This is a genomic window from Kitasatospora sp. NPDC087271, from assembly GCF_044744605.1.
Lineage (GTDB): Bacteria > Actinomycetota > Actinomycetes > Streptomycetales > Streptomycetaceae > Kitasatospora.
This window is the reverse complement of sequence record NZ_JBIUYQ010000006.1, coordinates 205120-217792: the sequence shown is the minus strand read 5'-3', so window position 1 is coordinate 217792 and position 12673 is coordinate 205120. Positions and strand designations below refer to the sequence as shown.

Here is a 12673-nt window from a genome sequence, read left to right as displayed (position 1 = left end):
GTCCTCGGCCTGCACCGCATCTGGGCCGCCCGCTCTCCGCTCAACGAAGCATCCGCGCGAACACTTCTCCGTGCCGGGATGACCGAGGACGGGCGGATCCGTGATCACGTCTTCGTCCACGGCGCCTGGCGCGACTCGATCACCTACTCGATCCTGGAGCACGAGTGGACACCGATCGACGGCTGGGATCCGCAGCGCCGTCCAGTCTGAGGGTGGGAGCAGCGCGAGTTGGTGAGGCACGGGCGCTGGGCGGCCGAGCCTGCGAAGTGGCTGCTGCCGCACCGGCATCAGCAGCTCGGTCTTCTCCACGGTCCGCTCGACGAACCCCCAGACGAACGGACATGGGTAGTGCGCAGTTCTACTGGCTCAGTTCAGTCGAGGCCGACTCGGCAATCGAGAGGGGCTGCTCGACGGCCCGGGGGAACGACGGACCGGCCCGGGGCGGGTGCCCGGGGCCGGTCCGTCGGCGGGTGGGTGGGGATCAGGCCGGGAGGACGGCCTCGATCGCCGCGATCAGCTCGGCCGACTCCGGCTCGACCCGCGGCCGCAGGCGGGCGGCCACGGTGCCGTCGGGGGAGATCAGGAACTTCTCGAAGTTCCAGCTGACGTCCCCGGTCTCGCCCTCGGCGTCGGCGACCTGGGTCAGCTGCCGGTACAGCGGGTGCCGGTCGTCGCCGTTGACGTCGATCTTCTCGAACAGCGGGAAGGTGACGCCGTAGGTGGTGGAGCAGAAGGTCTGGATCTCCTCGGCGCTGCCCGGCTCCTGCCCGGCGAACTGGTTGCAGGGGAAGCCCAGCACGGTGAACCCGCGTGCGGCGTACCGCTGCTGGAGGTTCTCCAGGCCGGTGTACTGCGGGGTCAGGCCGCACTTGGAGGCGACGTTGACGATCAGCAGCGCCTTGCCCTTGTAGTCGGCCAGCGAGGTGGGCTCGCCGGTGAGGGTGCGCAGCGGGATGTCGTACAGGCTCACGGTGGTGGTCCTTTCGAAAGGAGTGCGGAACAGGTGGTCGCCTGGCCACCGTAGTGGCCGCGACCACCTGGACCGAGCCCGACCTACCGGTCTTGTGACAGGTCGGCCCCGAAGGAGGAGAAGTCGGCGCTCGACCAGCGCTCGGGCCGCATCCGGAAGGTGATGTCGGCGGCCAACTGTTCCCGGGCGGAGGCCAGGTAGTCGCGCGCGGCCTCGGGTGACAGGTAGCGGTTCGCGAGGGCGGCCCACTCGTCGTGGTCGAGCCGGTCCTCGATCGCCACCACGGGGCCCTCGACGCTCACGTACGCGGCCGGGCCCTGCTCGCGCTGGGCGCAGAGGGTGAACCGCCCGGCGGCGCGGATCCGCCGGGCCTTGACGGAGTCGCGGCCGGTGACGACGGTGAGCAGGCCGCCGGGGACGTAGGTGTACCAGACCGGTACGGCCAGCGGGCCCCGGTCCGCTCCGGCGCCGGAGTCGACGGCCAGGATGCCGACGTGCGGTGCGGCGAGGAACCGCTCGCGCTCGGCCTTGCTCATGCTGAAGGGCATGGTGTGCGCTCCAGGGGCTCCGGGCCCGCGCACGGAGGTCGGGCGCGGGCGTCTTCCGGTTTGTACCCGGTGCGTGTCCGGGCCACTCGGGGCGGGGCGCAGTGGTGGATCCGCGCCGGATCCCGCCCCGAGCGGCCCGCTGCGGGATCCCGCCCCGAGCGGCCCGCTGCGGGATCAGGGCGCGAGCGGCTTGACGGCGGTCGGCGCGTGCTCGGGGAGGGTGGCGATCTCCTCCCACTCGTTGACCTTGTCGATGTCGGCGGCGGCCATCGAGATGTTGGTGACCCGCTCCAGGATCGCCTCGACGACGACCGGGACGCGGAACTCGGCGGCCAGCTTCTTGGCCTCCTCGAAGGCCGGCAGCAGGCCCTCGGGCTCGGTGACCCGGATCGCCTTGCAGCCCAGGCCCTCGGCGACCTTGACGTGGTCCACGCCGTAGACGCCCAGCTCCGGCGCGTTGATGTTCTCGAACTCCAGCTTGACCTGGAAGTCGATGTCGAAGTTGCGCTGCGCCTGGCGGATCAGGCCCAGGTACGCGTTGTTCACCAGCACGTGGACGTACGGGATGCGGTGCTGGGCGCCGACGGCCAGCTCCTCGACCATGAACTGGAAGTCGTAGTCGCCGGAGAGCGCGACGACCTGGCCCTCGGGGTCGGCGGTGGCGACGCCGAGCGCGGCCGGGATGGTCCAGCCGAGCGGGCCGGCCTGGCCGCAGTTGATCCAGTGCCGCGGCCGGTAGACGTGCAGCAACTGCGCGCCGGCGATCTGGGAGAGGCCGATGGTGGTGACGTAGCGGGTGTCCGGGCCGAACGCCTTGTTCATCTCCTCGTAGACGCGCTGCGGCTTGAGCGGCACGTCGTCGAAGTGGGTGCGGCGCTGGAGCCGGGCCTTGCGGTCCTGGGTGGCGGCGGCCCACTCGCCGCGGTCCTTGAGCCGCCCGGCGGCCTTGAGCTCCTGGGCGACCTGGAGGAAGAGCTCCAGCGCGGCCTTGGCGTCGGAGGCGATGCCGAGGTCGGGGGCGAAGATCCTGCCGATCTGGGTGGGCTCGACGTCGACGTGGACGAACGTGCGGCCCGCGGTGTAGACGTCCAGGCCGCCGGTGTGGCGGTTGGCCCAGCGGTTGCCGATGCCCAGGACGAAGTCGGAGGCGAGGAAGTTCTCGTTCCCGTAGCGGTGCGAGGTCTGGAGGCCGACCATGCCGGCGTTCAGCTCGTGGTCGTCGGGGACGATGCCCCAGCCCATCAGGGTCGGGACCACCGGGACGCCGGTCAGCTCGGCGAACTCCCGCAGCAGTTCGGCGGCGTCGGCGTTGATGACGCCGCCGCCGGCGACGATCAGCGGGCGCTCGGACGCCTGGAGCAGTGCGAGCGCCTTCTCGATCTGGATCCGGTTGGCGGCGGGCTTGTAGACGGGGAGCGGCTGGTAGGCCTCGGGGTCGAAGTCGATCTCGGTCAGCTGGACGTCGATCGGCAGGTCGATCAGGACCGGGCCCGGACGGCCGGAGCGCATCAGGTGGAAGGCCTGCTGGAACACGCCGGGGACCTGTGCGGCCTCCAGCACGGTGGTGGCGGCCTTGGTGACGGGCTTGGCGATCGAGGCGATGTCGACGGCCTGGAAGTCCTCCTTGTGCAGGCGGGCGACGGGGGCCTGGCCGGTGATGCACAGGATCGGGACGGAGTCGGCGATCGCCGAGTACAGGCCGGTGATCATGTCGGTGCCGGCCGGGCCCGAGGTGCCGACGCAGACGCCGATGTTGCCGGCCTTGGCGCGGGTGTAGCCCTCGGCCATGTGGGAGGCGCCCTCGACGTGCCGGGCCAGCGTGTGCCTGATCCCGCCGGAGGCCTTGAGTGCGGCGTAGAACGGGTTGATGGCCGCGCCCGGCACGCCGAACGCGACCTCAACGCCTTCGAGCTTGAGGATCTCCACGGCCGCGCGGGCGGCTGTCATACGAGGCATCGGGTATCTCCTGCGTCGGCCCGCAGTGGGTCGGAGGGCTCATCTCCAGAATTCCACCATACGGAAGAGCGGTTTCTGTATGTGGAAATACGGTACGGCTGGCCTCGGCGGGGCGTCAAGGGGAGGTCCAACAGAATGTGGAAGCCGGCCCCGGGGGTGAAACCGCAGGTCGCCGCAGGCGTCCGAGGGGCGGGGAGGCGGGGCCGGGTTCGTACAGGTGGGCGCCGATCGCGCTGGTGTGCCCGGGGAGCCGGTCGTTCCGCGCCGGAAAGCGCGGCCGGTGTGCAGTGCGGGTGAAGGGACGGTGCCCGAGGTCGGCCCACCCCGCACCCCTGGGTACCGTCGGTGGCACGCCGGGCCCGTGATGTCCAACTGAGGCCGTGGCAGGGGGATTCGGGACGGTCCGGGAGCGGGGGAGCTCCGGCGGCCGGTCCCGTCCAGGACCAGCGTGCCCGGTCCGCCGCACCCGAGCGAGGGACGCACCCCCTGGCCGCACCGACCCGACACCCGCCGCCGCCGTCCGGTCCGCCCGGACCCGCGGCCGTACCGCTGTCGCCCCTCCGCGCGGTTCACCTCCCTTCCCTCTCCTCACCCCCCTGCGACCTCCTCACCCCCCTGTGACGGCGTGCCCGCAGCGGCGGGCGCGCGAAAGGAACGCCGCCATGCGCTGTCTCCCTGCCCGCCCCCCGGTGGTGACCGGGTGAGCCGAACGCCCCGCCGCCGCAAGGCCCCGCCGGGCCACCCCGGCAAGGCCGCCCCGCCGGGCCGCCGCCGGCCCCCGCTCGCCGTGCTGCGCGCCGTCCCCTGGCGCTACGACCTGCCCGCCTCGCTGGTGGTGTTCCTGGTCGCCCTGCCGCTGTGCGTCGGGGTGGCGGTCGCCTCCGGCGTCCCCGCCGAACTGGGTCTGGTCACCGGCATCGTCGGCGGCCTGGTCGTCGGCCTCCTGCCCGGCAGCAGCCTCCAGGTCAGCGGTCCGGCCGCCGGGCTGACCGTCCTGGTCTACGACGCCGTCCAGCGCTTCGGCGTCACCGCCCTCGGCCTGCTCGTCCTCGGCACCGGGCTGCTCCAGATCGCGATGGGAGCGCTCCGGCTCGGCCGCTGGTTCCGGGCGATGTCCGCCTCGGTGGTGCACGGCATGCTGGCCGGCATCGGACTGACCCTGCTGTTCGGCCAGCTGTACGCGCTCGCCGACCGCCGCGCCCCGGCCACCGGGCCGGAGAAGATCGCCGGACTGCCCGACCTGCTGGCGGACGCGGTCACCGGCGTGGCCGACCCGAGCGCGATCGCCCTGGGCCTGGCGACCCTGCTCGTGCTGGTCGGCTGGAAGTACCTGCCCGGGCGCGTCGCCCGCGGCGTCCCCGCGCCGTTGGCCGCGGTCGGGCTGGCCGCCGCCGTCACGGCCGCCGCCGACCTGCCGGTGGCGAGGGTCCGGGTGTCCGGCCTGCTCGACGTCGTCCACCTGCCCGACCGTGCCGCGCTCGGCGCGGTGGCGGGCACCGCCGGCCTCGGCACGGTCGTCGCCTTCACCCTGATCGCCTCCGCCGAGACGCTGTTCAGCGCCGCCGCCGTCGACCGGATGCACCACGGCCGGCGTACCGACTACGACCGCGAGCTGACCTCCCAGGGCATCGGCAACACCGTCTGCGGGCTGCTCGGCGCCCTTCCGATGACCGCGGTGATCGTCCGCAGCGCGGCCAACGTCCAGGCGGGGGCGCGGACCAAGGCCTCGCGCACCCTGCACGGGCTCTGGCTGCTGCTGTTCACCGCGCTGCTGCCCGGCGTGCTCGGGCTCGTCCCGCTCACCGCGCTGGCCGCCGTCCTGGTCCACGCCGGCGCCAAGCTCGTCCCGCTGCGGCGGATCGCCGCACTCTGCCGCGGCCACCGGGGCGAGGCGCTGGTGCTCGCGGTGACCGCGAGCGCCATCATCGCCACCGACCTGTTCGAGGGGGTGCTGATCGGCATCGGCCTGGCCGTGGCCAAGTCCGCCTGGCAGACCTCGCACCTCCAGATCGGCCTGGAGGAACTGGTCCTGCCGTCCGGCGAGGCCCTGCAGCGCGTCCGGCTCACCGGCAACGCGACCTTCCTGCGGCTGCCCCGGCTGCTGGACGCCCTGGAACGGCTGCCGGCCGACCGGCCGGTGGAACTCGACTGGTCCGGGCTGCGCCACCTGGACCACGCCTGCACGGTGGCCCTCACCGCGTGGGCCGCCCAGCACCGGGCCCGCGCCACTGCTCCGCTCGCGGTCGAACCGCCGCTGCCGACCGTGGTGTGAGCGCCGGCAAGGCCGGTTAGCCTGGTCGCGGCCCGGACCGGAACCTGGTCCCGGCCACGACCGGTGCCGCCGGTGAGTGCCGTCGGCGGAAGGAGCGCAGAGCCGTGATCGCAGCCTTTTCGGTGACCCCGCTGGGGATCGGCGAGGACGTGGGAGAGGCGGTGGCAGCAGCCGTCCGGGTGGTCCGGGTGAGCGGACTGCCCAACCGGACCGACGCGATGTTCACCAGCATCGAGGGGGAGTGGGACGAGGTGATGCCGGTGATCCGGGCGGCGATCGAGGCGGTGAAGGCCTACAGCGGCCGGGTGAGCACGGTCATCAAGATCGACGACCGGGCCGGGGTCACCGACGGGCTCACCGCCAAGGTCGCCTCGGTGGAACGGCACTTGGCCGAGGACTGACCCCGCACAGTCAGTCCGTCGAGCCGCCCGTCGGGCCCTGGGCCGGGTCGGGTGCTCAGCCGGTCTGGCCCTGGTGTGCCCCGGCCGGGGCGGGCTGGGCGGCCGGCTCGGCCGTGGTGCGCCGGGCCAGCAGCCGGTCCAGGGCGTAGGGGCCGGAGCCGAGCACCGCGATGGCGAGGAAGGCCCAGCAGAACATGACGGAGGGTTCGCCACCGTTCTGCAGCGGCAGCAGGGAGTGCTCCTGGTGAACGGTGAAGTAGGCGTACGCCATCGAGCCGGAGCAGAGCAGGGCGGCGGTCCGGGTGCCGACGCCGAGCAGCACCAGGGCGCCGCCGACCAGTTGGATCAGCGCGGCCCACCAGCCGGGCCACTGGCCGAGCGGGACGGTGCCGCCGCCCTTGGTGCCACCGAGGACGCCGAAGAGCGAGGCGGCGCCGTGGCAGGCGAAGAGCAGCCCGACGACGACCCGGAAGGCCGTCAGGACGAGCGGACGGGCGGCCTCGGCCGCCTGCTGGGGAGAGGTGGGAAGGTTCGCGGGCATGGGGAAACGCCTCCTGTGGGGGGGAGGAGGAGGTACGGGGCGGTAAGGGTAGCCTTGGTCTAGTCCACTTGGCAATGCTCCGTCAGATCCCACGTGTGCGACCTTCGGGGAGGATCTTGACCGAACGTTCTGGAAAGGGTTAGCGTTCATCCATGGCGCGAACGAAGGAATTCGACCCGGACGCCGTGCTCCAGTCCGCCCTTGAGCTGTTCTGGCGGCGCGGTTACGAGGCCACCTCGATGGCCGACCTGGTCGAGGAGCTCGGGATCGCCCGGGCGAGCATCTACGCCACCTTCGGCAGCAAGCACGAACTGTTCCTGCGGGCGCTGGAGCGGTACGGCGAGCAGGCCGACCCGGTGCTCCTGGCCGAGCTCTCCCAGCCCGGCCCGGTGCTGCCGGCCGTCCGCGCGCTGGTCCGCCGGTTCGCGGCGGAGTCCGCCGAGGACGGGCTGAAGCGCGGGTGCTTCATCACCAACACCGCCGTCGAGCTCGCCGCGCGCGACCCCTCGGCGGCCCGCCGGGTGGAGGCCGGGCTCGGCCACCTGGAGACGGTGCTGACCGCCGCCCTGGTCCGGGCCGAGGCGCAGGGCGAACTGCCCGCCGGGCGGGACCCGAGGGCGCTGGCCCGGATGCTGCTGGTGCTGTTGCAGGGCGTGCGGGTGCTGGGCCGGACCGCCGACGGCGCGTCCCGGGTGCGGGACGCCGTCGAGCAGGCGCTGGTGCTGCTCGACTGACGAGTCGACTGGCGAGTCGACTGACGGATCGTGGGGCGACGGCGGGGCGACGGTGGAGGCCGCCTCTTGCTATCCCAATACTGGACCGAACGGTCATTATGGAGAGGGGGGGTTTCCATGAGTGTCGCCACGGCCGACCGGCCCGGTTTCGCCCTGCTCGGCGGCGTGCAGGCCACGCTGATCTTCACGATCATGATCCTGTCCGTGCCACTGCCCCTGGTGGCCCGGGAGTTCGGGCTCGGCCCGTCCGGTGTGCTGCTGCTGAGCGCCGCCTACGGACTCTCCTTCAGCGCCCTGCTGCTCCTCGGCGGGCGGCTGACCGACCGCCACGGCGGCCGCCGGCTGCTGCGGGTGGGCCTGGCCCTGCTCGGCACCGCCTCGATCGCCTGCGCCCTCGCGCCCGGCTACCCCGTCCTGCTGGCGAGCCGCTTCGCCCAGGGCGTCGGCGCGGCCCTGGCAGCCCGGCGGCGGTCGCCGTGGTCCGGGTGCTGCGGCCCGGACCCGCCGAATACCGGCGGGCGATGGCCGCCTGGGGCGGCCTCTCGGTGCTCGGCGCCACGGCGGGCAACCTGCTCTCCGGCGCCGTCGCCGCCTGGGTCTCCTGGCGCTGGCTGTTCGCGGTGCCCGTCCTGGTCGCCCTCGTCGGCCTGGTCCGCTCCGGCTCGCTGCCGCCCGCCGAACCCGCCGGCCGACCGTCGGCCGTCGGCCGGCCGGGGCTGGACCTGCCCGGCGCCGCCCTGGCCGCCGCCGGTGTCTGCGCGGCCAGTTACGGGCTGGTGGCGTCCACCGGCCACGGCTGGCGAAGCCCCGGGACGCTGCTGCCGCTGGCCGCCGGGCTCGCCCTGCTGTGCGCCTTCGCCGCCGTCGAACGGCGCACCGCCGACCCGCTGCTGCCGCCCGGCTTCCTCGCCGACCGCCGCCGGGCCACCGCCCTCGCCGCCGTCATGGCGACCGCCGCCGGCACCGCGCTGACCTTCCTGCTGCTCGCGCTCTACCTCCAACAGGTCCGCGGCTGGGGCGTGCTGGCCACCTCCGCCGCCTTCCTGCCGTACGCGGCGGCACTGCTGACGGCCGGTCGCCTGGCCGGGCCGCTGACGGCCCGCTACGGCGCCGTCGCGGTCACCGCCGGAGGGCTCGCCCTCGCGGCGGCCGGGCTCGGCCTGCTGGCGGGCCTCGCGCCCGCCAGCGACTACGCCACCGGGCTGCTGCCCGGGCTGCTCCTGCTGCCCGCCGGGGCCGCTACCGCCTTCGCCGGCGCGGCCGTGCTCGCCACCGCGGGCGTGCCGCCCGAACGGACCGGCCTCGCCGCGGGCGTGCTCAACACCGCGATGGAACTCGGCCCCACCGCCGGGGTGGCCGCCCTGATGGCGCTCGCCGCCACCCGCCCGAGCGTGGTCGGCGGCTACGCCACGGCCTTCGCGGCGGCGGGCGCCGCCCTGGCGCTGACCGCCCTCGCCGTCGCCCTGCCGGCGCGGGCGACTCCCGAGGCCACCACAGAGACCGACACCGCACCAGAACGCACCATCCAGATCAAGGAGCACCTCTCATGACCACGCGTTTCATCGGCAAGTCCGTCCTGGTCACCGGCGGCGGCAGCGGTATCGGACGGGCCGTGGCGCTCGCCTTCGCCCGGGAGGGCGCCCGGGTCGCGGTCGCGGGCCGCAGCGCGGGCCCGCTCGCCGAGACGGTCGAGCTGATCGAGCAGGCGGGCGGCAAGGCCGTCGCGCTGACCGGCGACGTGGCGGACGGTCAGGACGCCGCCCGGCTGGTCCGGGAGACCGTCGAACTCCTCGGCGGCCTGGACGTCGCCGTCAACAACGCCGGGGTGTTCGGCGCCGTCGGCCCGGTCGCCGACATCGACGAGGACGAGTGGCACCGGGTGTTCGCGGTCAACCTGACCGGCACCTGGCTCGCCATGAAGCACCAGATCGGCCACATGCGGGCCCACGGCGGCGGCGCGATCGTCAACATCTCCTCCAACCTCGGCGTCCACATGCGTGTGCCCGGCCTCGGCGCCTACGCCGCCAGCAAGGCCGCCGTCACCGCGCTGACCCGCAGCGCCGCCCTCGACCACATCGCGGACGGCGTCCGGATCACCATGGTGAGCCCCGGCCCGGTGGACACCAGCATGTCCACCCGGCCCGGCGAGAACGCCGACGACAAGGCCGCGCGGATGAAGGACAGCGTCCCCGTCGGCCGGGCGGGTGCGGTCGAGGAGGTCGCCGCCGCGGTGCTGTACCTGGCCTCGTCCGAGGCGGGATTCACCGTCGGCGCCGACCTGGTCCTGGACGGCGGCGCCACCGCCTGATCCACCCGTGGCCCAACGGCCGTGCGGAGCGCCGTCGTTGGGCCACCGCCTGATCCACCCATGACCCAACGACCTGTCGGCGCACCGTCGTTGGGCCATCAGGTCACTGCTCGGCCAGTGCGTCCCGGGCCTCCTCGGTCCGGGCCCGGGCCACCACGAGGTCCTCGTCGAGCTCGACGACCAGCACGTCCGGCCCGGTGAACCAGCGGCAGCCACGGCCGAGCCGGGGCAGCTCCGTCAGCCCCTCCGGCACCTCCACTCCGGACTCGGCGAACACGCTCAACTCGTCGTCCTGCAACAGCTTCTCCACCATCACCATCGCCGTCGCGGCCGTCGAGAAGCGCTCCTCCCAGGGCTCCCAGCGCTCTTCCGACTTGTCCGCGAGGTCGAGCCGGCCCACCGTCGGCGGATCGTCCTGGTCGAGGTCGGCCAGCAGGACGCCCCAGTGCGCGCACGCCTGGTTCTCCTCCTGGTACACCAGGGCGCCGTCCAGGACGAACAGTTCCTCCGGCGACAGCAGCCGGTTGTGGTTGCCGGTGAGGTCCTCCCGGCGGCCGAACAGCCGGTACGCCTCGCGCAGTGCGGCCGGCAGCCGCAGGCCCAGACGCCCTTCGGCGGCGTCGAGTTCGGCGTCCGTGAAGCCGTCGTCGGGCCGCAGCGGCTCGCCCCAGTAGGCGGCGAAGCCCTCGACCAGCGCCCGGGTGCCCGCGCGGCCCCGCAGGGATTCGGCCATCGCGGCCCGGATGTCGAATTCGGTGTCGTCCATCCGGGAACCGTACGACGCCCCACCGACAGGCCGGGAACCGTACGACGCCCCACCGACAGTCCGGTGCCACCGGAGGGCGTACCGGAACGGGCGGGGGCGCGCCGCACATCCCGCCCGCCTACGACCGGCCGGGGACGCGCCCCAACGCCCGTCCGCCCACGACCGGCCGAATCTGACGCGAACGCGTAATCCCGCCGACACCCGTTGCTCACCGTGGGGTTTCCGACCCGTCGTGTGGGCAGGACACGGTTTCGGCCGGAACCGACGCAACGAAAGGCGGGACGCGCAAACCCATGCCGACCGCACCGCACACCAAGCCCCACCCGGGCCGCCGAAGCCGCTGGGGTGAGCACGGCCTCGCCTGGGCCTTCCTGCTGCCGTCCCTGGTGGTCTTCGTCCTCTTCATCGGCTACCCGCTGGGACGGACCATCTACCTGAGCGGACACGCCAACGACCTGTTCGGCGCGCCCTCGCGCTACGTCGGGCTGAAGCACTACACCGAGCTGCTGACCTCGGCGGACTTCCGGCGCACGCTCGTCACCACCGCCCTGTTCACGCTGCTCACCGTGGTGCCCGGCGTGCTGGGCGCGCTGGTGCTGGTGCTGCTCCTGGAGAACCGGATCCGGGGCGTACGGCTGCTGCGCTCCGCGTTCGCGCTGCCCTTCGCCTTCTCGGTGGCCAGCGCGTCCGTGGTCTTCGCGGTGTTCTTCAACCCCGCCAGCGGGGTGCTCAACGGCCTGCTCTCGCACGTCGGGCTGGGCCCGATCGGCTGGCTGACCGACTCCCGGTACGCGCTGGTCTCGGTGGCCGTCACCACGGTGTGGATGAGCCTCGGCTACAACGTGCTGGTGCTGTCCGCCGGCATCGGCTCGATCCCCGGCGAGGTCCTGGAGGCCGCGCGGATCGACGGCGCCTCGGGGCTGCGGCTGGCCCGTTCGATCACCGTGCCGATGCTCGGCCCGAACCTGTTCTTCCTGACCGTGGTCTCCACCGTCCACTCGCTGCAGAGTTTCGGCCAGATCCACATCCTCACCAAGGGCGGCCCCGACGGCGCCACCCGGACCCTCGTCTACTCCGTCTACGAGAAGGCCTTCGCCTACGGCTCCAGCGACTTCGGCACCGCGAGTGCCCAGGCCGTGGTGCTGCTCGTGGTCGTCCTCGCCTGCACGGCCGTCCAGTTCGGCGTCCTGGAGCGGAAGGTGCACTACGCATGACCGTGACCGCCACCGAGGCCGGGCCCGGGGCCCAGGACGGGGCCGCCGCGCCGCGCCCGCGCCCCCGCGTGCTGGCCGGCCGCTCGCCGCGCGACCTGCTCGGCCGCGCCGCCGTCTACCTGCTGCTCGCCGTCGCCGTCGTCACCGTGGCCTTCCCGGTGTACTACGCGATCGCCGGCGCCTTCATGAGCCCGTCCGAACTCTCCTCCTACCCGCCGGCGCTGGTGCCCCACTCGGTCACCGGGCGGAACTTCGCCGGCGCCGTCGACACCGTCCCGCTGGCGAGGCAGTACGCCAACTCGGCGATCGTGGCGACCGTCATCACGCTCGCCCAGCTGTTCACCTCGGTCCTCGCCGCGTACGCCTTCGTGTTCCTGCCGCTCAAGGCGCGGGCCGTGGTGTTCGGGGTGTTCCTGGCGACGCTGATGGTCCCGTGGGAGGCCATCATCATCCCCAACTACCTGACGCTGTCCGGCTGGGGGCTCGGGAACACCTACTTCGGCCTGGTGCTGCCCTTCCTCGCCTCCGGCTTCGGCACCTTCATGCTGCGGCAGGCCTTCCGGCAGCTGCCCGGCGAACTGCGCGACGCCGCGCGGATCGACGGCGCGGGCCACTGGCGGTTCCTGTGGCGGATCGTCGTCCCGCTCAACAAGCCGGCCCTGGCGGCGCTGTCGATCTACGTCTTCCTGTCCGCCTGGAACCAGTACTTCTGGCCGCTCATCATCACCCGCACGGCGAACATGCAGACCCTGCAGATCGGCCTCACCTCGCTGCGCGACTCCGAGATGTCCGATCCGGGCCTGATCCTGGCCGGCGTCGTGCTCTCCCTGCTGCCCACGCTCGCCCTGGTGGTCTTCGGCCAGCGCTTCATCGTCCGCGGTCTCACCGCGGGCGCCGTCCGCTGACCCGCTCCGCCGCTTCCTCCCGCTCCTTCGAGCACGTCCCTCCCGACAGAGAGAGAAC

General features: G+C 73.3%; 12 protein-coding genes and 1 pseudogene. 8 read left to right on the top strand and 5 right to left on the bottom strand.

Annotation, left to right across the window (positions count from 1 at the left end; all coding sequences use genetic code 11):
* Nucleotides 1-78 precede the first annotated feature (78 nt).
* The gene (locus ACIO9K_RS13105) at nt 79-210 is read left to right on the top strand and encodes a hypothetical protein (RefSeq protein ID WP_363587293.1); all 132 of its coding nucleotides are present in this window, start codon (nt 79-81) and stop codon (nt 208-210) included.
* 271 nt (nt 211-481) lie between these two features.
* Here ACIO9K_RS13105 and ACIO9K_RS13100 read toward each other — a convergent pair whose 3' ends face one another.
* The 3 genes from ACIO9K_RS13100 to gcl form a co-directional block, all read right to left on the bottom strand.
* The gene (locus ACIO9K_RS13100) at nt 482-970 is read right to left on the bottom strand and encodes a glutathione peroxidase (protein WP_400329301.1); all 489 of its coding nucleotides are present in this window, start codon (nt 968-970) and stop codon (nt 482-484) included.
* A gap of 83 nt (nt 971-1053) precedes the next feature.
* Complete coding sequence (locus ACIO9K_RS13095; protein ID WP_400329298.1) at nt 1054-1518, bottom strand: pyridoxamine 5'-phosphate oxidase family protein; 465 nt, start codon at nt 1516-1518, stop codon at nt 1054-1056.
* A 174-nt stretch (nt 1519-1692) separates the two neighbouring features.
* Nucleotides 1693-3474, bottom strand: a complete 1782-nt coding sequence (gene gcl / locus ACIO9K_RS13090) for a glyoxylate carboligase (protein WP_400329295.1) — start codon at nt 3472-3474, stop codon at nt 1693-1695.
* A 787-nt stretch (nt 3475-4261) separates the two neighbouring features.
* Between gcl and ACIO9K_RS13085 the strand changes: the two genes are divergently transcribed.
* Together ACIO9K_RS13085 and ACIO9K_RS13080 are read left to right on the top strand one after the other, a co-directional pair.
* Nucleotides 4262-5746, top strand: coding sequence for a SulP family inorganic anion transporter (locus ACIO9K_RS13085; RefSeq protein WP_363621965.1), 1485 nt, complete (start codon nt 4262-4264; stop codon nt 5744-5746).
* 104 nt (nt 5747-5850) lie between these two features.
* A complete protein-coding gene (locus tag ACIO9K_RS13080; RefSeq protein WP_400329292.1) occupies nt 5851-6147 on the top strand; it encodes an MTH1187 family thiamine-binding protein in 297 nt (98 codons plus the stop codon).
* Between the two features lie 55 nt (nt 6148-6202).
* Here ACIO9K_RS13080 and ACIO9K_RS13075 read toward each other — a convergent pair whose 3' ends face one another.
* On the bottom strand, nt 6203-6688 hold the full coding sequence (locus ACIO9K_RS13075; RefSeq protein WP_363587298.1) for a DoxX family protein: 486 nt from the start codon (nt 6686-6688) through the stop codon (nt 6203-6205).
* A gap of 152 nt (nt 6689-6840) precedes the next feature.
* Here ACIO9K_RS13075 and ACIO9K_RS13070 point away from each other — a divergent pair, with 152 nt between their 5' ends.
* The 3 genes and pseudogenes from ACIO9K_RS13070 (at nt 6841) to ACIO9K_RS13060 (ending at nt 9730) form a co-directional block, all read left to right on the top strand.
* Entirely contained in the window at nt 6841-7422 is a 582-nt protein-coding gene (locus ACIO9K_RS13070; RefSeq protein ID WP_363621931.1) for a TetR family transcriptional regulator, read from the top strand.
* A 117-nt stretch (nt 7423-7539) separates the two neighbouring features.
* Nucleotides 7540-8972: pseudogene (locus tag ACIO9K_RS13065) on the top strand (MFS transporter).
* Complete coding sequence (locus tag ACIO9K_RS13060) at nt 8969-9730, top strand: SDR family NAD(P)-dependent oxidoreductase (protein ID WP_400329288.1); 762 nt, start codon at nt 8969-8971, stop codon at nt 9728-9730. The pseudogene ACIO9K_RS13065 and the gene ACIO9K_RS13060 overlap by 4 nt, the downstream one beginning before the upstream one ends.
* 103 nt (nt 9731-9833) lie before the next feature.
* On the opposite strand, the gene ACIO9K_RS13055 is transcribed toward ACIO9K_RS13060, so the two are convergent.
* Nucleotides 9834-10496 carry an SMI1/KNR4 family protein gene (locus ACIO9K_RS13055; RefSeq protein WP_400329285.1) on the bottom strand — a complete coding sequence of 221 codons (663 nt, stop codon included), beginning with the start codon at nt 10494-10496 and terminating at the stop codon, nt 9834-9836.
* Between the two features lie 293 nt (nt 10497-10789).
* Here ACIO9K_RS13055 and ACIO9K_RS13050 point away from each other — a divergent pair, with 293 nt between their 5' ends.
* The gene (locus ACIO9K_RS13050; protein WP_363621926.1) at nt 10790-11710 is read left to right on the top strand and encodes a sugar ABC transporter permease; all 921 of its coding nucleotides are present in this window, start codon (nt 10790-10792) and stop codon (nt 11708-11710) included.
* The gene (locus tag ACIO9K_RS13045) at nt 11707-12615 is read left to right on the top strand and encodes a carbohydrate ABC transporter permease (protein WP_400329282.1); all 909 of its coding nucleotides are present in this window, start codon (nt 11707-11709) and stop codon (nt 12613-12615) included. The genes ACIO9K_RS13050 and ACIO9K_RS13045 overlap by 4 nt, the downstream gene beginning before the upstream one ends.
* The last annotated feature ends 58 nt before the right edge of the window (nt 12616-12673 follow it).